The sequence below is a fragment of the Chakrabartyella piscis genome (assembly GCA_030067835.1).
Lineage (GTDB): Bacteria > Bacillota > Clostridia > Lachnospirales > Anaerotignaceae > Chakrabartyella > Chakrabartyella piscis.
Genome location: CP092441.1, coordinates 3,136,463 through 3,159,594, shown reverse-complemented (window position 1 = coordinate 3,159,594; position 23,132 = coordinate 3,136,463). Strand labels below are relative to the sequence as shown.

15 protein-coding genes and 1 riboswitch are annotated in these 23,132 nt (G+C 38.8%); of the genes, 10 read left to right on the top strand and 5 right to left on the bottom strand.

What is annotated here, in order from left to right; translation table 11 throughout:
• The first annotated feature begins 1 nt into the window (after window position 1).
• From MJY40_RS14455 to MJY40_RS14435, 5 genes are all read left to right on the top strand, one after another.
• Window positions 2–679, top strand: a complete 678-nt coding sequence (locus MJY40_RS14455; RefSeq protein ID WP_317854883.1) for a hypothetical protein — start codon at window positions 2–4, stop codon at window positions 677–679.
• 18 nt (window positions 680–697) lie between these two features.
• Window positions 698–4,951, top strand: a complete 4,254-nt coding sequence (locus MJY40_RS14450) for an S-layer homology domain-containing protein (protein ID WP_317854882.1) — start codon at window positions 698–700, stop codon at window positions 4,949–4,951.
• 147 nt (window positions 4,952–5,098) lie between these two features.
• The gene (locus MJY40_RS14445) at window positions 5,099–9,415 is read left to right on the top strand and encodes a leucine-rich repeat domain-containing protein (protein WP_317854881.1); all 4,317 of its coding nucleotides are present in this window, start codon (window positions 5,099–5,101) and stop codon (window positions 9,413–9,415) included.
• A 77-nt stretch (window positions 9,416–9,492) separates the two neighbouring features.
• On the top strand, window positions 9,493–10,575 hold the full coding sequence (locus MJY40_RS14440; protein ID WP_317854880.1) for a hypothetical protein: 1,083 nt from the start codon (window positions 9,493–9,495) through the stop codon (window positions 10,573–10,575).
• Window positions 10,576–10,587: 12 nt separating this feature from the next.
• Window positions 10,588–11,643, top strand: a complete 1,056-nt coding sequence (locus tag MJY40_RS14435) for a hypothetical protein (protein ID WP_317854879.1) — start codon at window positions 10,588–10,590, stop codon at window positions 11,641–11,643.
• A gap of 280 nt (window positions 11,644–11,923) precedes the next feature.
• Here MJY40_RS14435 and MJY40_RS14430 read toward each other — a convergent pair whose 3' ends face one another.
• A complete protein-coding gene (locus tag MJY40_RS14430; protein ID WP_317854878.1) occupies window positions 11,924–12,136 on the bottom strand; it encodes a DUF896 domain-containing protein in 213 nt (70 codons plus the stop codon).
• A gap of 277 nt (window positions 12,137–12,413) precedes the next feature.
• Here MJY40_RS14430 and MJY40_RS14425 point away from each other — a divergent pair, with 277 nt between their 5' ends.
• The 3 genes from MJY40_RS14425 (at window position 12,414) to MJY40_RS14415 (ending at window position 14,905) form a co-directional block, all read left to right on the top strand.
• Window positions 12,414–13,454, top strand: a complete 1,041-nt coding sequence (locus MJY40_RS14425; RefSeq protein WP_317854877.1) for an ABC transporter substrate-binding protein — start codon at window positions 12,414–12,416, stop codon at window positions 13,452–13,454.
• A gap of 121 nt (window positions 13,455–13,575) precedes the next feature.
• The gene (locus MJY40_RS14420; RefSeq protein WP_317854876.1) at window positions 13,576–14,328 is read left to right on the top strand and encodes an ABC transporter permease; all 753 of its coding nucleotides are present in this window, start codon (window positions 13,576–13,578) and stop codon (window positions 14,326–14,328) included.
• A gap of 1 nt (window position 14,329) precedes the next feature.
• The gene (locus MJY40_RS14415) at window positions 14,330–14,905 is read left to right on the top strand and encodes an ATP-binding cassette domain-containing protein (protein WP_317854875.1); all 576 of its coding nucleotides are present in this window, start codon (window positions 14,330–14,332) and stop codon (window positions 14,903–14,905) included.
• A gap of 226 nt (window positions 14,906–15,131) precedes the next feature.
• Here the strand turns inward: MJY40_RS14415 and MJY40_RS14410 are convergent, their stop codons facing one another.
• The 4 genes from MJY40_RS14410 to deoD all read right to left on the bottom strand — a co-directional run bounded on the left by MJY40_RS14410 (window position 15,132) and on the right by deoD (window position 19,917).
• Window positions 15,132–15,566, bottom strand: a complete 435-nt coding sequence (locus tag MJY40_RS14410) for a dUTP diphosphatase (protein ID WP_317854874.1) — start codon at window positions 15,564–15,566, stop codon at window positions 15,132–15,134.
• 280 nt (window positions 15,567–15,846) lie between these two features.
• The gene (nrdG, locus tag MJY40_RS14405; RefSeq protein ID WP_317854873.1) at window positions 15,847–16,338 is read right to left on the bottom strand and encodes an anaerobic ribonucleoside-triphosphate reductase activating protein; all 492 of its coding nucleotides are present in this window, start codon (window positions 16,336–16,338) and stop codon (window positions 15,847–15,849) included.
• 1 nt (window position 16,339) lies between these two features.
• Complete coding sequence (nrdD, locus tag MJY40_RS14400; protein ID WP_317854872.1) at window positions 16,340–18,457, bottom strand: anaerobic ribonucleoside-triphosphate reductase; 2,118 nt, start codon at window positions 18,455–18,457, stop codon at window positions 16,340–16,342.
• Window positions 18,458–19,197: 740 nt separating this feature from the next.
• Complete coding sequence (gene deoD / locus MJY40_RS14395; protein WP_317854871.1) at window positions 19,198–19,917, bottom strand: purine-nucleoside phosphorylase; 720 nt, start codon at window positions 19,915–19,917, stop codon at window positions 19,198–19,200.
• Window positions 19,918–20,128: 211 nt separating this feature from the next.
• Window positions 20,129–20,297: riboswitch (Lysine riboswitch) on the top strand.
• Window positions 20,298–20,443: 146 nt separating this feature from the next.
• On the opposite strand from deoD, the gene MJY40_RS14390 reads away from it, so the two are divergent.
• Together MJY40_RS14390 and MJY40_RS14385 are read left to right on the top strand one after the other, a co-directional pair.
• Window positions 20,444–22,081: a Na+/H+ antiporter NhaC family protein gene (locus MJY40_RS14390; protein WP_416387507.1), complete on the top strand. Its 1,638-nt coding sequence runs from the start codon at window positions 20,444–20,446 to the stop codon at window positions 22,079–22,081.
• Between the two features lie 213 nt (window positions 22,082–22,294).
• Window positions 22,295–23,131 (top strand): deoxyribonuclease IV, encoded by an 837-nt coding sequence (locus MJY40_RS14385; protein WP_317854869.1) that lies wholly within the window; start codon window positions 22,295–22,297, stop codon window positions 23,129–23,131.
• Window position 23,132: the final 1 nt, after the last annotated feature.

The window sequence follows — 23,132 nt, the reverse complement described above, 5'->3', positions numbered from 1 at the left end:
TATGCAAAGAAAAACAAGGGCGATTGCTTTGGCATTGTGTGCAGTATTGGCATTGCCACAGGTGGCGCTTGCAGCAGAAGGGGATACCCATAACAATGGTGTGGCTGGTGTGTCTATGACAAGTGGCTATTCCGTTACTATGTTGGAAGCTGATGACACAACTGCAACTGCATATTCTGGTATTGTAGGAGCATCTACATATACAGTGTATGATGAAGTTGCAAAAATGAACTTGTCCTTTACAGGGGATAGTGCACAGCAATATATGGTATTCTTGTTACAAGGTGAAGATACAGTGCCTACAGAAAGCAACTTGCGTTACATTGACCAAGTGACTGGCAGTAGCACTACAGAATTTACCATTTATCCAGATTCCATTGCAACAGCAGACACCTATTCCATCTATGTTTCTTCTACAGATTCTGAATATGCAAAAGCTGGTAGCTTTACTGTAGTGGCATCTTGGGAAGAAGCAGGATATACATTGGGTGATGTTCTTGTAGATGGAAATATCGACATCGGAGACGCATTACAAGTTATGATGAGCATTGTAAGAAAAGTAGAATTGACAGAAACAGAACGCTTAGCAGCAAATGTAGATACATCAAGCGAAAATATCGACATTGGAGATGCGTTGCAAATCATGAGATATATTGTTCGCAAAATAGATGCATTTTAATTTTAAGGAGGAGTACAAATGATATTCAGAAGAAAAGTAATTACATGGCTGATGGCATTGACCATGGTATTTGGTTTGTTGCCAGTGCAAGCTTTTGCAACTGAAGCAAGCGGTGTTTCATTGGAATTGAGTGATACAAAAACAAACTATAGTGCTGGAGAAGCTGTAAGTATAGATGTTAATTTTACAGCTGAAGAAGAAACTACCATAGGCGGAATTGAGTTTTATTTCAACTATGATAGTGAAAAACTAGGCATCCAACAAAGCTATGGCTTTGATGACCCATTTACTTATAACAGTAATTTGGGATTTGCAAGATGGAGTGTAGACAATAGTGCAATAGATAATGTATTGACTGTAACAGGTGGTAGTGGAACTTATGTAGTTACAGTTCTAGAAGGAGAAACAATAAATATAGGAACATTGAATTTCGTTGTATTAGAAAATGGGGTTATTGGTGAAGAAACAATTTCATTTGTTAGTGATTTTGAAGCAGCAGGTTTAGGTAGTACAACAGTAAACCAGTTGAAAACAGGAGATAATATTCAAATTGCTGATGTTGATTTTGAATCCTCTGTTTCCTTCAATGTAGTACAAGAAGGTATCACATTGGCAAAATCCGCAGTCACTGTAGATGGTGTAACTTCACAAACAGTACAAGCATACGCATTTGATAGTAGTGTAACAGATATCACAGCTTCTGCAACATGGTCTGTAGAACCTGATAATGGTAGTGTATCTGTAAACGCTGGTTTGATTACTGTAGCTGAAAAAGCAGTAGCAGGCAAATATACTATTAAAGCAGGTACTTACACAGCAGATTTGGAAGTTTCCAGAACAGCATCCGTTGCAACAGCAATCAACTGGGCAACTGTTACAACAGCTGACTTCATCATTCCAGCAAACGATACTGGAAACAGTGTTTTAAATGCATTTGTAGTATCTGTAGAAGACCAATTTGGTACAGATATCACAAATCCAGATGTTGCATGGAGCATTACAGCAGTTGATGGTAATGACTTTGGTGGTATTGTTATTGAAGAATTGGAAGTAATGAGTACCGATCCAATAACAACAAGCAGTGCAACTGTGACTGTAACCAAAGAAGCAGCAGAAACAATTTTGAATACAACAGGAAGAACCTTCACAGTAACTGCAACAATTGATGGTGTATCAGATTCAAAAACCATCACTGTAAAACGTGCAGATTCTGTATTGACTTCCATTGAAATTTTGAAAAATGGTACAGCAGTTGAATCCGACACCATTGCAATTCCAACTGGTGACGATTCTGTAGTAAGCTACAGTGCACAAGCGTTGGATCAATATGGTTCTTCAATGATCGAAACAATTCAATTGAGTGCTGTTGAAACATTGCCTACAGGTATTTCCTTTGACGGTGTGGAAGTAACTGTAACAAAAGAAGCAGAGCCATATGAATTTACATTGAAAGCAACAGAATATGATGGTGGTCCAATCACTAAAGAAATCACAATCAAAGTTGTAGATATTGACTTCCAAAATGTTGTGGTAAATGAAGCAACAGCAACATATGGTGACACATGGGCAGAAATCGTTACATTTGACACAACTAATTGGGTTGCAAAAGTTGGCGATGATACAATTGCAGGTACATATACATTGCAAAATGCAACTGATATTCCAGATGCAGGCGACCAAACTTATACAATCGTCTTCAATTCTACAAATGGCGATTATGTAGATGCAGTGGCAAAATCTGCTACAGTATCCATTGCAAATGCAGCAATGACAGATACTACAAGCAAAACACAATCTGCAACATACACAGGCTCTGAAATTTCCATTACAGAACCAAGTGCAACAACTGTAAATGGTCAAGTAATCCGTGTAAGTTATCCAAATGGTGACGCAACAAGCTATACAGCAGCTGACACATATGAAATTGAGTATCAAATTACAGCACCAAACCATGATACAATCAATGACAAAATTACATTTACAATCAACAAAGCTGGTAGTGAAATCACACCAACACCAGACCCAGTTGATCCAGCTGTAGATACTTCTGAAATCTCTGCAACTTATGGTGAAACCATCACTTTGAGTGTGGATGTAGATCCAGTGGTAGTAGCAGATGCAGCAAGCCTTTTGAACATAGTTGCAGGCGATGATACAGTGGCATTCTACTATGAAGATACCAAATTGGGTGAAGATACAATTGATGCAGCAGGTGGCACAGCTTCCATTGATTATCCAATCACAAGCAAAACACTTGAAATTGGTGAAAACCAAATTGATGTTTACTATGGTGGTGGCAATAACTTGAATGCAAGCAACAAAATTGCTGTAATCACAGTGGATTTGGAAGAAAAAGATTTGAGTAGTGCAGATGTAGATGGTATTGAAGATAAAGATTACACAGGTTCTGCAATCACACAAGATGGACTTACAGTTACAGATGCTCAATTTGGTGAATTGACAAAAGATGTAGACTATGAAGTGGAATACGATGACCATACAGATGCAGGTACAGCAACTGTAACCATCACAGGTATTGGCTACTTCAAAGGCGAAATTGAAAAAACATTCGATATTGACCCAATTGACTATGATGGCACAAAAGAAATCAGTGGTTCTGCTAAATATGGCAACGAAGGCAGTGTAGATTTGACTGCATGGGATGATTTGAAAGGTTCCGATATTGAAATCGATAGCGTAAGTGATGCCAAAGATATTTTGAAATCGTATGAAATTGATGGAGCAGCATTGGTATTTGAACTTGTAGATGATGTGGATTTGGTTGGTGAAACAGCAACCATTACACTCAAAGTAGAATCCAATAACTACAATGACTTTGAACTTGAAGTAACCATCACAGTTTTGGATAAATATGCACCTGAATTGGTAGTGAAATCTATTTCCAAAGAATATGATGGCGTTGCAATCACAGATGCAGATATCGACGGTACAGCAACATACGCAGGCAATCCAGTTGCTGGTACATGGACATTGGATACATTAGATGAAATCAAAAATGTTGTGACTGGTACATATACTGTAACCTTTACACCAGATGATGAAGGCGAATATGCAGTGAAATCAGCAGAGATGGGTGTAACCATTACAAAAGCAACCATCACAATCACAGCAGACGACAAAACTGTAACAGTAGGTGGAGATGAACCAGAATACACCACAACCGTAAAAGGTTTGGTTACTGGTGAAGATTTGACAACACAACCATCCACAGCAACTTGTACACCTGATATGGATACAGTTGGAACATATACAATTTATGTGGGTTCAGGTGCAGTGGCATCCGCTAACTACGATATCGTATATGAAAATGGTACTTTGACTGTTAAGAAAAAATCCTCAACAACTTCTTCCTATTACATCAAAGTAACTGTAACAGGCAATGGTACAGTAGATCCTGATGGTGGCGCTGACCATATGTACGAAGTAACAAAAGGCTCTGATGTAGAATTTGAATTTGATGCAGATTCCGGTTACGAAATCTCTGATGTTATCGTAAATGGCGTAAGCGTTGGCGTTTGTGATGAATACGAATTTGAAAATATCATTGCAACAGTTCAAACTTTGGAAGTTGTATTTACAAAAACAAGTTCTTCTAGCTCCAGCAGTGGCGGATCCAGTTCTTCTTCTGACGACGATGATGATGAAGACGATGAAGATGTAGATGTAGACGAAGATGAAGACGATGATGATGCAGATGTAGCAGAAATTCCATTTGCAGACGTAGACGAAGATGATGATTGCTATGAAGGCGTTGCTTATGTTTACGAAAATGGTATCATGGCAGGTATCACCAGTGAAGAATTTGGTGCAGATTACTCCATCACACGTGCTATGATTGCAGCAATCTTGTATCGTATCAATGGTAGTGAACCAGTAGATGCAGAAATGCTCTTTGGTGACGTTGCAGTAGACCAATACTACTATGATGCAGTTCTTTGGGCGAAAGATGCAGGCGTTGTAGCTGGTGTCAGTGCAACAGAATTTGCTCCAAATACAGCAATCACAAATGAACAATTTGCAGCATTCCTTTATAGATATGCAAGCTTCTTGGGCATGGATATGACCATCAGTGCAGGTGCAAATCTTTCTGATTATGCAGATGCAGATCAAATCACAAGCTATGCACAAATTGCAATGCTTTGGGCAGTGGATAAAGGCATCATCGGCGAAGATGATACACTCAATCCAACAGCAGAAGCACTTCGTGGTGCAGTTGCAAATGCTTTGATGAACTTCATGGAATTGCAATAAAATTCTTGGGTAGCATGGAAATGCACCTATCATAACAAAATATGATGTTGTAGGGGTGTACCTGTGTGTGCACCCGTGATGAGGCGGAGGAAACTCCGCCTTTTTTTGAAATGAACAAGGGCGAAATAAGAAAAAAGGGGCGAAACAATGAAAAAAAGAGACAAAAAAACAATCAAACAGGCAATCACCTATTTTTTGGTTATGACATTGCTTTTTTCTATGGTTCCATCAACTGTATTGGCAACTGAAGAAATATCAGTTACAACAGAAGGGGAATCATTGGAAGGAACTGTAGAAACAACAGTGGAAGAACCAGAAATAGATGAAATAGAAGAAACTGAAGTAGAAGTAGACACTGAAACAGAAGTAGACACTGAAACAGAAGTAGACACTGAAACAGAAGTAGAAACTGAAACAGAAGTAGAAACTGAAACAGAAGTAGACACTGAAACAGAAGAAAAATCTGAAACAGAAGAAAAATCTGAAACAGAAGTGGAAGAAGAAACAGAAGTAGAAGAAGATGAAACAATAGAAGAAACAACACAACAAGAATCCGGTGGTGGTGCATCAACAGTGGAACCAGAATTGGAAGAAGAAGTTGTTTTGGAAGAAGAAGAATTGCTAGAAGAGGAATTATTGGAAGAAGAGTTGTTGGAAGAAGAGTTGGCAGAATTGTTTGCAACAACATATACAGAGGGTGACTATACCTATACTGTAAGCAGTAGCAAAGTTACCATCACAGGATACACTGGTTCAGACAGTTCTGTGATTATTCCAAGTACAATCGGTGGTATGTCTGTTGTGACAATTGGAACTTCTGCATTTGCTAACAACACCACCATTACAAGCGTGGAAATACCAGAAGGTGTGACTACAATTTCTGGCTATGCTTTTAAAGACTGTGCATTATTGAAAAATATTACAGTTCCAGCAAGCGTTACAACGCTTAATGTATCATTTACTGGTTGTTTGTTTGCAACGGCAGGACCCATTGGTGGTGGCTATGACTTTGAATTTGGCTGGACAGATAGCATACCAACCTATGCGTTTTATGGTTCAAGCAACTTGGAAAGCGTTGTGCTTCCAGATGGAATGACTACAATTTCTGCAAGTGCTTTTTATAATTGTACATCATTGAAAAAAATTGTAATACCCTCCAGTGTTACATCCATCAAAAATTCATCATTTACAAGCTGTGCATTTGAAACAGCGGGACCAATTGGCGGTAATTATGGGTACCAATTTGGTTGGACAGATAGCATACCAGCATATGCATTCAAATGTAGTTCATTGAAAAATATTACAATTCCAGCAAGCATTACAAAAATCAATAACTATGCATTTTTAGGCTGTGGTGTTGAAACAGCGGGACCCATTGGTGGTGGCTATGGATATGAATTTGGTTGGACAGATAGTATACCATCATATGCATTCTCTGGTTGTAGTGAGTTGGAAAGTGTGGAATTGCCAGATGGAATCACTTCTATTGAAAGTTCAGCGTTTTATGGATGTAGTTCTCTGAAAGCTATAGACTTTCCAGAAGGTGTAAAATCTATTGGCTCAAATGCATTTTCTTCCTGTACTTCCCTTGAAAAAGTGGTATTGCCAGATAATTTGACAACCATTGGTTCTGGTGCATTTGGCAGCTGTACAGAATTGGAAAAGGTTACTGTGCCAGAAAATGTGACCTCTATAGGTTCCTCTGCATTTTCGGGAGCAAAATTGTATACAGCAGGACCCATTGGTGGTGGCTATGATTATGAATTTGGTTGGACAACTAAAATACCTTCCTATGCATTTTATGGGCTTGCTTTGACCAAACTTGTGTTACCAGGAACCATTACAACTGTAAATCAACATACATTTTCTGGTGATAAGTTGAAAACAGCAGGACCAATCGGTGGTGGCTATGATTATGAGTTTGGTTGGACAACCAGTATTCCTACCTATGCGTTTACATATTGCTCTTCATTAGAAAGCGTAACACTTCCCAGCGGGCTTACCAGATTAACAAGTACATTCGCTACTAGTACGATGCTGAAACTTGTGGTTCCAGATAGCGTAACATATATAGGCAGTGGAATACTTACATACAGTCCAAATTGTACCATTTATTGCAATGAAGGTAGCTATGCAGCAACATATGCCCAAACATATAATTTTCCATGTGTGTATATGGATGCAGTGTATACCTATTACGAAGTGCAAGTAACCAATAGCAGTGGCGCATCCATCACTTCAGGTGTTACGGTCAATTGGTACGAAGCAGGTGGAGAAGACATTATTTTTACAGGATTTGTACTCAATGATATAGATTTAGAAAAAACATATGAGTATGAAATTGTGCTTTCAGATGATCTGAGTGCACTGTATATGGAACCATCTCGTAGCACAATGGTGGTGGAAGCAAGCAATATTGCTGTGGTTACATTGAATGATAGACCAGAATTGGATACATCTATGTATACATACACAAGCAGCAATGGTGAAGTTACCATTACAGGATACACTGGTGATGGTGGAAAAATCATACTTCCAAGTGTTATTGAAGAAATGCCTGTTGTGGCAATTGGTGCATATGCCTTTAATTCATGCAGAACATTAGAGAGTATTGAAATTCAAGATGGCGTTACAAGCATAGGGGTTTATGCGTTTCGCTATTGTGACGCATTGACACACGTGGTGGTGCCGGCAAGCGTTACAACACTTAATTATAATGTATTTTGTGATTCTCCATTGCAAACAGCAGGTCCCATTGGCGGTGGCTATGACTATGAATTTGGCTGGACTGAAAGCATACCAGATTGTGCATTTTATTGTATAGATGAATTGGAAAGCATTGTAATACCAGATGGAGTCACAAGTCTTGGATTTAGAATGGCACTGAGTTGCAATAGTTTGGAAAAAATCACCATACCAGCAAGTGTTACAACAATTGGAACAGAGGCATTTTACTATACTGCATTTGAAACAGCAGGTCCAATCGGTGGTGGCTATGGTTATGAATTTGGCTGGACAGAAGCAATACCAGACAATGCATTTTATGATTGTTATTATCTAGAAAGCGTTGTATTACCAGATGGAATCACTTCCATTGGCAATTATGCATTTTATGATTGTTCAGAGATGGAACATATCACACTTCCAGATGGTTTGGAATCTATTGGCAACTATGCATTTGATGGCTGTACAGAGTTGGCATCTTTGACAATTCCAACAAGTATGAGTGATTTTGAAAGTACATATATGTTTAGGGGTTGTGGATTTGAAACAATAGGACCCATTGGTGGTGGCTATGGTTTGGAATTTGCTGGAATCGAAACTTTGCCAAATTATACATTCTATGGTTGTGATAGTTTGAAATCTGTGGTACTTCCAGATGGTGTGGAATCCATTGGCAAATATGCTTTTGCTGAATGTGGGTCACTTACATCTGTTGCAATGGCAGATAGCATGACATCCATTGGAGAATATGCTTTTTACTATGATAAAGCACTTACATCTGTTGCAATGGTAGATGGCATCACTAGCATTGGGCAATATGCTTTTTATATGTGTACCACTTTGAAAGATATTATGTTACCAGAAAAATTAGAAGAAATATCTACTTGGGTCTTTGCATATTGTTATGCATTGGAACACATTGTGATACCAGAAAATGTAACATATATTGGAGATAGTGCATTTGCAAATTGTATTGCATTGGAAAGTGTATTGATACCAGCAGAAGGTGTAATCTATCTGAATAGCAGGGTGTTCAATTCTTGTACTGCTTTGAGAAGTGTAATTGTACTAACAAAAGATAAAGTGATAACACAAAATAATCCATTTAATGATACACCTGAATGCACTATCTATTGCTATTCTGCTAGCAATATTGATGACCATGCAAAATCATATGATATTCCATATGTATATTTGACAGGGGAACAAACAACATATGAAATCATTGTAAAGGATGATGAAGGAAATGTGTTGGATGGAGGATATACTGTCAATTGGTATGTTGCAGGTGGATCAGCAGTGTTTGCAACAGGATATGCTTTGGAAGATGTGTATGTAGAAGTACCATATGAATACGAAATCATTCTTTCAGGTGAATTGTTGGGGAAATATGCAACACCTGAACGTGGCAACACTACAGAAGGCGTAGAAGTTAAATTGGAAGAAATTACTTTTGTTGCAACTGGAGGAACTGCTCAAAAAGTTGGAGATAAAATATCTGTTACAGCAGAACACACTGCTATGCCAGTAGAAACCTATGCAATTTTGGGTGTTTACAATTCCAAGAACCAATTGGTGGGTATCATCGAAAAAATCATAGCAAGCAATAGCACAACCAGTAGCTTTGTTTATGAAAATGATGATTTGAGCACATCAGAAGAATATCAATGCAAAGTATTCTTTATGGATAGTGCAGATGCAGGTAGCCCATTGTGTGATTTATTGCAGATTTTTCTGTAAGTAATAGAAATTTGAGTGGATAAGGCGGAGGAAACTCTGCCTTTTTTCATAATTGCATCAACAAAGGAGTGGAATTTATGAAACAAATCAAAAAGAAAATACATAAGATGATATCTGGTGTGATGGTATTGTCTATGGTGCTTTCTCTAGTTCCAATAACTGCATTGGGTGCAGAAGATGTGGATGCAGAATCGAGTGAACAGTCTGTATCTGCAATTAGCAATTGGACAGCTTTGACCAGTGGAACCTTGAGCAACGGAAGCTACTATTTGAAGAAAGATTACACAGGAGATATCACAATCAGTGGTACAGTCAATTTGAACCTAAATGGCTATACCATCACAGGGACTGGAACCACTTCTGTCATAACAATTGCAAGTGGCGCAACCTTGAATCTGTATGACGAAGCTGGCGAAGGGGAAATTACAGGTGGAAATGCAGTACGTGGTGGTGGAGTCTATGCAAAAGGCAACTTTAATATGTATGGTGGAAGCATCACTGGTAATTTTGCAACATATGGTGGTGGTGTGGAAACGGACTCCAATTATTTCATGTATGGAGGCTTTATATATAACAATGAGGCGGAAATATTTGGTGGTGGAGTGAATGTACACTATACAGCCAATTTTGAATTGTATGATGGTGTTATTTCTGAAAATAATGCGGAATATGGAGGTGGCGTATCTACAGGAAATACGTTTATAATGTATGGAGGAGAAATTTTAAATAATGAAGCAGAAGTGTTTGGCGGTGGAGTAAATGTGGAATATGCAGCCTACTTTGAACTGTATGATGGTATTATTTCTGAAAATAATACAGAATATGGAGGTGGTGTAGCTGTAGGAGATACATTTATAATGCATGATGGAGAAATTTTGAACAATACCGCAATGAGTATGGGTGGCGGTGTATTTATCAGTTATGGTAGTAATAAAAAATTTGACATGCATGATGGTGTCGTTTCAAATAATGTTGCAAAAAGCTATGGCGGTGGTGTGTATGTGTCTGAATCTGCTGTTTTTACAGTATATGATTGCATTATTTCAGAAAATGTAACAAACGCAGGTGGAGCTGCATATGTATCTGGAGAAATGATTATGTATGATGGAACCATTTATGATAACGAAGCAGAAGAGGGAGAAGGTATATTTGTAAATTGAAAAGGTTCTATTATGATGACAGGCGGCACTATTTCTGGTGACGAAACTGTTGGAATCAGCTTGAGCTATGGAAAGAACCAGTTATATATCGAAACAGGTGATGTATTGGTAGTTCCAGAGGGTTTGACACTAATAGGAACAACTGAATTCACCTTAACACTAGTAACACTGACCCAAGAAATGATTCAAATTCCAGAGTATGTCTACACAGGCTCTACAATAGACACATCTGCGATTGCCATTGCAACAGAATTTGACATAATAGTAACCATTGCAGACACAGAATTTGTTTTGGATTTGAGTAATTTCAACACCAGTGAATGGACACAAACCTTCACAGATGTATGGGGGAATCCCCTTTTCAAAATTACTAATGCAGGTACTTACTATGTGGTTTATACCAAGGATGGTGTATCTGTTGAAAAAGTATTTACGGTGCTACAATCAGGTACAGAATTTGTCGGTGTTGCAGACAAAACAGCCCATTATGGAGAAGCAGTCTTTGTGACCATCACACCAGAAGCAACTGGAGAAGTGGCAGAATTGAGCAGTATAGAAGAAAATCAAATGGCTTTGTTTGTTCAAAAAGATGGTATAGATATCCAAATTACAGAAGCACAAGATGTGGAAAGTGGTGTAGCATTGTTATTTGCAATAGACACCAGAAATGAAAATTTGGTTCTTGGTACAAATACCATTGTGGCAAAATACACAGGAAATGACAATATGGAGGCATATGCAGAAAGCTTTGTTTTGTTATTGGAAGAAGCAATTCCAACCAATGCAGATGGGGTGCTCATAGAAGAAGCAACCATTGTAGACAATGAACTACAATTTACTGTGGAATTAGAAGAAGATGCAAATCTTATGTATGCAATACAATTGTCATTTGCTTTGTATGATGAAGCGGGTAGAATTTCTTATATTGGTGATTTTATAGATATCCAATTGGGCAACAATACCCTTACAATAGATGGTGCAGAATCCTATACAAATGGTAAAATATTTGTTATGGATGAAGGATTTGCGTCACTATTGCCAACAACACAAATTACAATAGGTAATTGAATCAGATAGCATAAAAAACCCCTCCAAATCCTGGAGGGCTCAGACTATCAAAAAAACTAAGAACTTTCTTTGGGTTTTAGCGTCGCAGACTTTCATCCGCAGACGAAATCGCATTTCGTCGAGGACAAAAAGCGATTTCTAGGTGCTTTGTAAAGGCACTTGTGCGAGGAAATCGTCTTTTTCACCTATGCTTAGAACTTGAAATCCTGATTTCAGGTTAGCGTGTCGACTTTTTCGACACGCTAAACCCTCCAACTCCTGGAGGGTTTTCTTATTCCTATTATTTTCGTTTCAAAGGTGTGTGGCTACCATCTTCTTCCACAATGGTGATTTGTTCCACAGTGGAACGCAATTTGGCACGAAAATCAGCCAAGTATTCTTTGCGCAATTGGTCACGTTCAATGGTTTCTTCTTCTGTCAAACCTTCTGCTTTGGCTTTGTGTGCCAATTCGTTGATGCGTTTGAGGCGTTCACTTATTTTTTCTTGTTCCATATACAATCTCCTTATTTTCTGAACTTTAATATCCCTATCATATCATAAAAAAACACTGTAAACAAGCCATTGTTTGCGTGGTATATGTTGGTTTCAAAACCTTTTGGTGCAAATTTGGGGATTTTATAGTAGAATAGAAAAGGTTCTTTTTGCATATATTGAAAACATGCATTTTTCTTGACATATGTGGGAAATAAAGTGTATAATCAATATTAAATAAGAATCAATCAAAACAAAGCAAAGAAAAAGAAATCAAAAGAAAGAATGAGGTACAGAAATGAAAAGAAATTGGATGATGATAACAATGGTTGCAATGGGCTTGTTTATGGCTGGTTGTGGCTCAAATACAGCAGAAGTACCTGTGGAAGAAACAGTTGTGGAAGCGGTTGTAGAAGAAGTGGAAGTGTCAGCAGACCCTGTGGATATGAGCATCTTGGCACTGAAAGGTCCAACAGCAATGGGTATGGTTTCCTTTATGTATGGTGTGGATTCTGGCGAAATTACAGACAATAACTACGATTTCTCTATCATTGCAGCAGTAGACGAAGTAGCAGCAATGCTTGTGAAAGGTGAAGCAGATATCGCAGCACTTCCAGCAAATATGGCATCTGTTTTGTACAATAACACAGAAGGCGCAATCCAAGTTTTGGGTGTCAACACTTTGGGTGTATTGTATCTTGTGGAAAATGGGGATGCTTTGGAAAGCATTGCAGACTTGGAAGGCAAAACCATCTATGCAAGTGGCAAAGGTGCAACACCTGAATACGCTTTGATGCATATTTTGGCAGAAAATAACTTGGCTGATAGCGTGACCATCGAATGGAAAAGCGAACATGCAGAATGTGTGGCAGCAGTTGCAGCAACAGAAGGCGCAATTGCTATGTTGCCAGAACCATTTGTGACAACAGCAAAAATGCAAAATCCAGATATGCGTGTTGCAATTGACTTGAATGACGCTTGGGAAGAAATGCAAGGTGATGTGGAAGATAAATCTGCTTTGATCACAGGTGTATTGGTTGCAAATCGTGGCTTTGTGGAAGAAAACACAGAAGCATTGGAGATGTTCATGGATCACTATAACGATTCTGTTTTGTACACCAAAGAAGACGTTATGGGTGCAGCAGAACTGGTTGGCAAATACGAAATTGTAACACAACAAGTGGCAGAAATCGCACTTCCAGCTTGTAACATCACTTGGGTAACAGGTGACGATTTGGTGGATCAATTGGGTGGTTACTTGGCAGTTTTAATGGAACAAAACCCAGCATCCGTTGGTGGTGCATTGCCAGCGGATGATTTCTACTATATTGGCGAATAATATCTACCAGTAACATTCGGTGGCATCATGTAGGGGCGACCAGTGGTCGCCCGTAGATTTCAAAAACATGATTGTAGGGGCGTACCTATGTGTGCGCCCATTTTGTAATTTGAGGTATACTATGCAAAAAAACAAATCCAAAATCCGCATATGGGCAGTCCTATTTTGGTTGATTGTTTGGCAAATAGGCGATTTGGCACTGGATAACAAAATCTTTCTGGTGTCTCCTTTTGCTGTCTTGAAACAACTATCCATTTTGGTGGTGACATCTGCTTTTTGGTACTCCATTGGCTATTCATTGCTCAGAATTGCCAGTGGTTTCTTCTTGGCAACCATAGGCGGTGTTGTGTTTGCAATTTTGGCACATCGATATTTGCGTGTGCGTGAATTGTTGGCACCCCTCATGTCTACCATCAAATCGGTACCGGTGGCATCCTTCATCATATTGTCTTTGGTGTGGTTTTCTTCCAAAAACTTGGCAGTGCTCATTTCATTTTTGATGGTGTTGCCAGTGGTCTATACCTACATATTGTCAGGTCTTAGTACCTTGGATTTTGAATTGTTGGAGATGAGTCGAGTGTTCCAAATTCCAAAGAATAGACAGATTCGCTATGTGATTTTGCCACAGATTATGCCACATTTCCAAGCAGCCATTTCCATTGGAGCAGGACTTTGTTGGAAAGCAGGTGTTGCAGCAGAAGTCATTGGTATGCCAAAAGGTTCTATGGGTGAACATTTGCAACAAGCAAAAGCATATTTCGATATTCCAAACTTGTTTGCTTGGACAGTGGTCATTGTTTTGGTGAGCATTGTCTTTGAAAAGGTGATTGTAGGCTTGACACAGATGGTATCGAAGCAAATCAGGAGGATGTAATATGGATGTGGAGTTGAAAGGGATTTCCAAATCATTTGGTGAGAAACGTGTTTTGGCAGATGTGTCTGCTTTGTTTCCATGTGGCGAAATTTCTTGTATTATGGCACCTTCTGGCGTTGGTAAAACCACTCTTTTGCGTATTTTGATGGGTTTGGAACAACCAGACTCTGGTGCAATCATTGGTTTGGAACATCAAAAAATCAGTGTGGTATTCCAAGAAGATAGATTGCTGTCACATATGAATCCAGTGGATAATATTCGACTGGTTGCACCACATCTCAAAGAATCAGAAGTGGTTTTGGAATTGGAGAAAGTAGGTCTTTTGGACTGTATCACACAACCCATTGCAGAATTGTCTGGTGGTATGAAACGACGTGTGGCACTCCTTAGAGGGTTGTTGGCAGAATACGATATCTTGTTGTTGGATGAACCATTTCGTGGATTGGATGCACAAAGAAAAGAAGAAGTTTTGGTGTATCTGAAAGCAAAAACCAAAGATAAAACCGTTTTGTTGGTGACCCATGATATGGAAGAAGCAGAACTACTGGAAGTGAATACTTTCTTGTATTTGCAATAAATTCTTTTCGGATAGGTGCTGTTATGTCAGAAATAAAGGGTGGACACATAGGTCCACCCCTACAAACTGCAATGAGGTACTGCCATAATTATGTATTATAACTAAATATATCTCTGATACGTAGGGAATGCATTGTATGCATTCCATTTTCGATACGCATACAATGCGTAACCTACAAAATTAACCATAGCATACAAAAGTCCCTTTATTTTTAATTGGGATTTTTTTATTGCTTGCCACTGCTGCCAAAACCGCCACGGTCTGCACCAGCCAAATCATCTGTTTCATCAAATACCAAGGTTGGTTGATGTTCAAAGATGCGGAATTGACAGATACGATCGTTGCATTCAATGGTGGTGTCACGCATTGCAAGTGCTGGGAAGTACCATTGGTCGTTGTTGCCACAGTAGGTTTCGTCTACAATGCCACAATGATTGGTTTGCAATACACCAAAGTTTTTGTATGTGGAGCTTCTAGGCACAATATGCGCTTCATACCCCTTTGGCAATTCCATTGCAATACCAAGTGGAATCAATTTGAATTCACCAGCTTTTAAGGTGATGGTTTCAGCTGCACGTAAGTCGATCCAATCAGATTTACCGTCAATGTAACGGAGTTTTTCAATTTTGTCAGTGAAATATTTGATACGAATGGTTTTCATGTTTGTAAATCCTTTCTGTTGTTGTATATTTTGATTTTGTAGGGAACGATGCCCTCATCGTTCCGTTGATGCAAGCCATATGAAGTAGAGTGGTTATTGATGGCGGTCGATTCGTGAATCGCCCCTACAGATGGCGGCAGCAAGCCACCGCCTTACAATTACAATTATGTCATATTTTGGTTTTGTAGGGAACGATGCCCTCATCGTTCCGTTGGTTTTCATGAAAAAAGCATATCCTCAATATGAACATATGCTTTTCTTTTCTTATTTTATCTTATTTTCACTTGGTATACAAGGTGATTTCGCCCAATTCCAAGGTTTTTTGTACATCTATGATTCTTTGGTTGGAGCTACCCACCCAATGGATCTTTGGATCGTGGAGTGCTTCCACAAATCGACCATCAGCCAATACATCTATATATTGCATCACTTCCAAATCAGAAATATCTTCCCATAAGTGACCAGTGTATAACCAAATGGTTTTGGTAGGCAATTTCTCCTTGATTTCCTTTGCAAGAATTGTGATATCTTCACGATTGCCACAAAAGAGTGGATCACCACCGCTTAAGGTCACACCACTGATATAAGATTTGTCCATTGCTGCAAACAATTCTGCTTTTGCATCTCTATCAAAGGGAATACCACCTTCTGCATCCCAAGTAACAGGGTTATGGCAACCTTTGCAACCGTGGTCACAACCAGATACCCAAAGGACTGTACGCAAACCTTCACCATTGAGCATATCGTCTTTTGTAATATTATGATAACGCATCTTACATACTCTTCCTTTCTGCGATTTCTGCCATTTTTGCTTCGTTCAAACGTGTATCACCTTTGACTCTGGAGTAAGAAAGATAACCGTTCATTCTATCAATTTTTGTCAAATTGCTGCTGCCACAAGCAGGACAAGTTTCCATTTCCAATTCTTGGTGACCACAATCGTCACAATATGCCAAGGACAAGTTGACCCCTTCATAGAAGCCCATTTCCATAGCACGACGAATCAAAGAACGAATTGCTTCTTCATTGTAGGCAATTGGATATTTTACATATTGAATTTTACCACCATTGGACAAATCCCAGAAACGTTTTTCCAAGTCTTGTTTTTGGATTGGTGTGAGTTCTTCTGTTACATGACAATGGAAGCTATTGCTCACATAAGCTCTGTCAGACACATTTTCAATAATGCCATATTTAGCACGGAATTGTGTCACTTGCAAGCCACAAAGACTTTCAGCAGGTGTGCCATAGATTGCGTAGAGGTTGCCATCTGCTTCTTTGTATTCTGCAATACGTTTGTTGATGTGTTCCAAAACTTCAATTGCAAACTGACCATCTTCCACCAAAGATTTGCTGTTGTGCAACTCTTGCAACTCTTGCAAAGCGGTGATACCAAAGGATGCAGTTGCTGTTTTCAGCAAAGGTTTGATTTTTTCATTGATGCCCAAATGACCACCATAGAAACCACCTTCGCAATATGCAAGTGGATTTGTAGAAGCACGCATTTCCCCAAGGTACGCATAAGTACGGATATGCAATCCACGGATGAGTTCCAAATAATAATCCAAAACATCGTAGAAATCACGACTTTCATGTTTTGCACGTGCATAAATCATAGGCAAATGCAAGCTGACAGCACCAATGTTGAAACGTCCAACAAAAACAGGTTTGTCCTCTTCATCTGCTTGTGTCATACCACCTTTTTCAAACCATGGAGACAAGAATGCTCTACAACCCATTGGGCTGATGATGGCACCATGATTTTTGTACATATCGGAAACATAACCTTCACCTGTGAGGCTCAACCAGTCAGGATACATGCTCTTAGCGGAACAGCTGATGCCTGCTTCAAATACATCTTCAGATTCTTTGCCAACACCATGCAAGTTTTCATCATATAAGAATACCAATTTAGGGAACAAAACTGGTTTTTTACAATGTTTTTTACCTTGACCATTTTTGCGGACATTGAGCATGGTAATAGAAGCCAATTTTGCAAATCTGCCAGTACCAGTACCAAATGTCATGGTGATGAATGGATAATCGCCACGACTGGAAGCCACTGTGTTGAATTTATATTCCCAACCTTGGAACCCTTGTTCAAAGTTCACCAAAACATCTGCATGTGCTTCTTTTGCTGCAATTTCAGGGGAAAGACCCATACTTAGGTATCTTTCGTAGAATTTAGCGTAGGATTTTTCTGCATATGGTTCCAAAATCAAGTCCACAGAAGGCACTGTGAAACCACCATATTGTTGACTTGCAGCAGACAAAACGATATCCCCAATGACATCAAATGCAACATCCAATGTTTTTGGTTCGTTGTACCACAAGTTACCCATTTCAAAGCCATCTTTGAGAACTTTTGTTACGTCAAACAAACAGCAATTCATGGTGTCACGTCTAGCAGACATATCGTGTACATAGATATAGCCATCACGACATGCTTGTAACTCTTCTGTTGTCATAAAGAATTTTTGATACAATTCTTTGTTCAATTGGTTGAATACCAAACTTCTTTTTGTGGAAACCAAAGCACTGTCGGTGTTGCTATTTTCTTTGTCGCCAATGTACATGATGGATTGACTTTTTTTGTAAACTTCATCCAACATTTTCACGAAATCTTGTTTGTAGTTTCTGTAGTCACGGTAGCTTTTGGCAACTTCTGGTTTCACACGTTCCAAAGCTGCTTCTACAATGTTGTGCATTTCATAGATATGAATGCCTTCTTGTTGCAATTTGTTTGCAGTGTCTTCTACTTCTTTGCAAACTGCATCCAATTCTTCTGGTGTGAATTTCACCAAAGCACGATATGCGGATTTGTTGATTGCTACGACTACTTTTTGCACATTCCATTTTTCATGGGTGCCATCTTTTTTGATTACATACATATTTTTTGCCTCCAATTGTTATAGTTGATCGATTGTATCTATATATAAGGCTTTCCAAACGAGTGGATACCATGAATTTGCGGAAATCAAGTTGTGATATATCTTTATAAATATACCATATATTGTGTCAAAACACAATAGAGAATAAAAAAATAACTATATATAGTTATTTGGTCGGTTTTGTAAAATACATCCGAAAATTAGTATACCATGAGAAGATATCAAAACGAAAGAGGTAACGAGATAAAAAAATCTACAATATTTGCAGGTGAATTCTGTGAAAATATCCAGTTGCAAACACAAATCTTAGAAAAATAGCTGGAATGTTCACGGAGTACAATACTTTCATAAAAATAAGACAAAATTTGATATCAGTAGATGGCATCATTTAGTAAATTTTGCAATAAAAAATCCTGTGAAATACAGGGGATTGAGGATGGTGTTATGGTATAGAAAATATATTGTTTACGAGACAATAACATAGCCCAAATAGTTCCTGCAATTCAAGATAAAGGAGATTGATTCATCAATAGAGCTTTTCGGGCAATACCGTAGGGAATGGTCTTGACCGTTCCGTATGCATGAGGAAATTTGTGGTAAGTGAATGGAATGGTCAAGACCATTCCCTACATATAGACATTAAGTCTTAGTATCTTACGTTGGAACTTTTTAAAATCAACATCATTCCAAACAAAAAGGGTGACCCAAAAGCCACCCTCAAACATGCAAATACAATCCGATTATTTGGATTCCATTTTCACTGCTGTGTTCAGTGCAATTTCCATCATTTGAGTGAATGAAGTTTGACGTTCTTCTGGAGTGGTTTCTTCCTTAGTAATGAAGTGATCGGAAATGGTCACCAAAGTCAAAGCACGTTTGCCAAGTCTTGCTGCATTGAGATACAAAGCTGCTGCTTCCATTTCTACACAGCTGACACCCATTTTCACCCAGTTCATTACTTTTTCTTGGTTGTCATTGTAGAATACATCAGAAGAAAGGATGTTACCTACTTGTAAATCCAAGCCCAATTCGCTGGAAGCTTCTTTTGCAGTGGAAAGCAAGTCGAAATCTGCGATACAAGCAAATGTACCAGGCAAATCGTATTGTGCTGCAAAGTTGGAATCGGTACAAGCACCCATTGCTGCAAAGATATCACGTACTTTGAGTTTTTCAACGAAAGAACCTGAGGAACCGATACGAATGATGTTTTCTACATCATAAAAAGCAAACAATTCGTAGCTATAGATACCCATAGATGGCATACCCATACCACTTGCCATAACGGATACTTTTGTGCCTTTGTATGTGCCAGTATATCCTTGGATACCACGCACGTTGTTGACGAGAACTGCATCTTCCAAGAAGGTTTCTGCAATGAATTTGGCACGAAGTGGATCGCCAGGCATCAAAACGGTTTTACCAAAATCGCCTTTTTCTGCGGAAATATGAGCTGTTGACATAAAATAGCCTCCTTTAATCAATCTGTTTGAGTAGTGTTTCGTTTTCTTGTTTTTAGTATACCAAGGATTTGTCCCCTTGCAAATAAATTATTGCAAAAAATAAGAATTTCAGGCGAAAAATAAGAATTTTGTAAAAAGTTGTTTCTAAAGTTTCGATTTTTGTCGTTTATACCTTGACACATGTAGTGTATACATGGTAAAACTATACTATCAATAAGATAGAGGTGCAAATTACAAGAGTATGCTTTTGACAATGCTGTGGCAGCAAAAAGCAGAAAGGGTCATTTGCCGAAGTGGATTTTTTTGCCAATTGGGAAGGTCTGCTGGAGTGTTGCAAAATATGTAACATTCTGTCACTTTTGTGGAGCGCTATCGGGATAGAAAAGTCTTAGTTTTGATTTTTTGAGCCGTGGTTATCTACTGGCTCTTTTTTTGATTCTTGGGGGAAGATGGAAAAAGTGACCTGTGGAAGCTTATTGAATCGATATTATATTTATTTTTTTAAGGAGGATTTGAAATGGGTTTTATGAGTCGTAAAAAAGACGCAACACTCAACAAAGTTTTGATCGTAATGCTTTTGTTGATTTCTGTAACATTCACTGCATTTGCAGCTGAAATTGGTGCAGAAGATTATGTAAGTAACATGTATGCAAGTTTCTGGTCTTTGGTGCCACCAATCATTGCCATCGTTTTGGCGTTGATTACAAAAGAAGTATTTTCTTCTTTGTTGGTGGGTATCTTGGTTGGAGCAATCTTCTATTCCAACTTTAATTTGGTAGATGCTTTCTTGGTATCTTTCACAAATTACACAGATGGCGGTATGCTTTCCAAAATTACAGATAGCTGGAACATGGGTATTGTTATGTTCTTGATTATCTTGGGTATCATTGTTTGTTTGATGAACAAAGCTGGTGGTTCCGCAGCATACGGTGCATGGGCTAGAGAAAAAATCAAAACACGTCGTGGTGCTATGCTTTCCACATTCTTCTTGGGCGCTTTGATTTTCGTGGATGACTACTTCAACTGTTTGACCGTTGGTAGTGTTATGAGACCTGTAACAGATAGCCACAATGTTTCTCGTGCAAAATTGGCATACATCATTGATGCTACAGCAGCTCCAATTTGTATCATTGCTCCAATTTCTTCTTGGGCAGCAGCAGTTGCTGGTTTTGTAGATGGATACAATGGTTTGGACTTGTTCATTCGTGCTATTCCTTATAACTTCTATTCTTTGTTGACCATCACAGCAATGTTGTTTATGGTTTGCAAAGATTTTGACTTCGGTCCTATGGCTTTGCATGAAAAAAATGCAGTGGAAAAAAATGACTTGTACACAACAGCTACAAGACCATATGCTGATGTAACAGAAGCACCAGCAAACGCAAAAGGTAAAGTAATTGACTTGCTTTTGCCTGTAATTGTTTTGATTATTTGTTGTGTAATCGGTATGATTTACACAGGTGGTTTCTTCGATGGCGAATCCTTTATCGATGCATTCGGTAACTGTGATGCTGCTGTTGGTTTGATGCTTGGTTCTGCATTTGCTTTGCTTCTCATCTTCTTCATCTACATTCCTCGTGGTGTTTTGACATTGGTTGAATTTATGGATTGTTTCACAGAAGGTTTCAAAGCAATGGTTCCTCCAATTATGATTTTGACATTTGCTTGGACTCTCAGTGGTGTAACTGGTTTGTTGGGTGCTGACGTATTCGTTGCTGGCTTGTTGGAACAAAACGCAGCAATGTTGCAAATCTTCTTGCCTGCAATTGCATTCTTGATTTCTGTATTCTTGGCATTCTCCACAGGTACATCTTGGGGTACATTTGGTATCTTGTTGCCAATCATTGTTCCAATTTTGGACCCAACCAGCGAACTTATGATCATCACAGTTGCAGCAACATTGTCTGGTGCTGTTTGTGGCGACCACTGTTCTCCAATTTCCGATACCACAATCATGGCATCCACTGGTGCACAATGTGATCACATCAATCACGTTTCCACACAATTGCCATATGCACTTCTTGTGGCTGGTATTTCCGCAGTCAACTACGTTTTGGCAGCACTCATCCAAAACTGGGTGATCAACTTGCCAATTGCAATCCTTTCTGTATTGCTTGTATTGACAGTGATTCGCAAACGTGAACTTGGCAAAAGAACCGCATAAAAAACAATATCAAATGATTTAAACTATGAGGGATGCAGAAATGTATCCCTTTTTGTTTGCTTTTTTGTAGGCATTCCTGTACACTGAAATTATAGGATGTGATACGGGCGAACACATAGGTTCGCCCCTACAAATTATAAACGATACTACAAATATAATATACGTAGGGCAGTGGCTTGCTGCCGCCGTAAATAAATACAAAGGAGACTCAATATGTTTACAATCGGTTGTCATTTATCTTCATCCAAAGGCTATTTGGTTATGGGTGAAACAGCAACAAAAATCGGTGCCAATACCTTTCAATTCTTCACCAGAAATCCACGTGGTGGCAGTGTGAAATCATTGGATTTGGTGGATATTGCAAAATACAATGCCTATGCAAAGGAGAATGGAATTGGTCAATTGTTGGCACATGCACCATATACCATGAATCTGTGTTCAGCTGATGCAGATTTGCGTATTTTTGCCAAAAACATTATGTTAGAAGATTTATCTCGTTTGGAACACCTAGACAATGTACAATTCAACTTTCATCCAGGAAGCCATGTAAAACAAGGTGTGGATGTAGGCACTGGATACATCATTGAAACCCTAAAAGAAGCCTTGGCAGTTGGTGGTAAAACACCAATTCTGTTGGAAACCATGGCTGGAAAGGGTAGTGAAATTGGTCGCAATTTTGAAGAACTCAAAGCAATCATTGATGGTGTAGAAAATCATCCACGTATGGGTGTTTGTTTGGATACTTGCCATGTTTTTGATGGTGGATACGATATTGTTGGAGATTTGGATGGTGTTTTGGCAGAATTTGACCGTATCATTGGCTTGGAACGTCTGAAAGCAATCCATCTCAACGATAGCAAAAACCCATTTGCCAGCCACAAAGATCGTCATGAAAAAATTGGTGCAGGTTCTTTGGGACTGGAAGCCATCACAAAGATCATCAATCACAAAAGTTTGAAAGATTTGCCATTTTATTTGGAAACACCAAATGAATTGGATGGATATATGGAAGAAATCAAATTGTTGCATTCTCTGAGAAAGGATGGATGAT

Coding starts and splice junctions, on each gene's coding strand:
- MJY40_RS14440 (WP_317854880.1), top strand. CDS start 9,493: ATGAAACAAATCAAAAAGAAAATACATAAGATGATATCTGGTGTGATG.
- MJY40_RS14415 (WP_317854875.1), top strand. CDS start 14,330: ATGGATGTGGAGTTGAAAGGGATTTCCAAATCATTTGGTGAGAAACGT.
- MJY40_RS14455 (WP_317854883.1), top strand. CDS start 2: ATGCAAAGAAAAACAAGGGCGATTGCTTTGGCATTGTGTGCAGTATTG.
- MJY40_RS14390 (WP_416387507.1), top strand. CDS start 20,444: ATGAGTCGTAAAAAAGACGCAACACTCAACAAAGTTTTGATCGTAATG.
- MJY40_RS14425 (WP_317854877.1), top strand. CDS start 12,414: ATGAAAAGAAATTGGATGATGATAACAATGGTTGCAATGGGCTTGTTT.
- MJY40_RS14450 (WP_317854882.1), top strand. CDS start 698: ATGATATTCAGAAGAAAAGTAATTACATGGCTGATGGCATTGACCATG.
- MJY40_RS14410 (WP_317854874.1), bottom strand. CDS start 15,566: ATGAAAACCATTCGTATCAAATATTTCACTGACAAAATTGAAAAACTC.
- MJY40_RS14420 (WP_317854876.1), top strand. CDS start 13,576: ATGCAAAAAAACAAATCCAAAATCCGCATATGGGCAGTCCTATTTTGG.
- nrdG (WP_317854873.1), bottom strand. CDS start 16,338: ATGCGTTATCATAATATTACAAAAGACGATATGCTCAATGGTGAAGGT.
- MJY40_RS14445 (WP_317854881.1), top strand. CDS start 5,099: ATGAAAAAAAGAGACAAAAAAACAATCAAACAGGCAATCACCTATTTT.
- deoD (WP_317854871.1), bottom strand. CDS start 19,917: ATGTCAACAGCTCATATTTCCGCAGAAAAAGGCGATTTTGGTAAAACC.
- MJY40_RS14430 (WP_317854878.1), bottom strand. CDS start 12,136: ATGGAACAAGAAAAAATAAGTGAACGCCTCAAACGCATCAACGAATTG.
- MJY40_RS14435 (WP_317854879.1), top strand. CDS start 10,588: ATGATGACAGGCGGCACTATTTCTGGTGACGAAACTGTTGGAATCAGC.
- nrdD (WP_317854872.1), bottom strand. CDS start 18,457: ATGTATGTAATCAAAAAAGATGGCACCCATGAAAAATGGAATGTGCAA.
- MJY40_RS14385 (WP_317854869.1), top strand. CDS start 22,295: ATGTTTACAATCGGTTGTCATTTATCTTCATCCAAAGGCTATTTGGTT.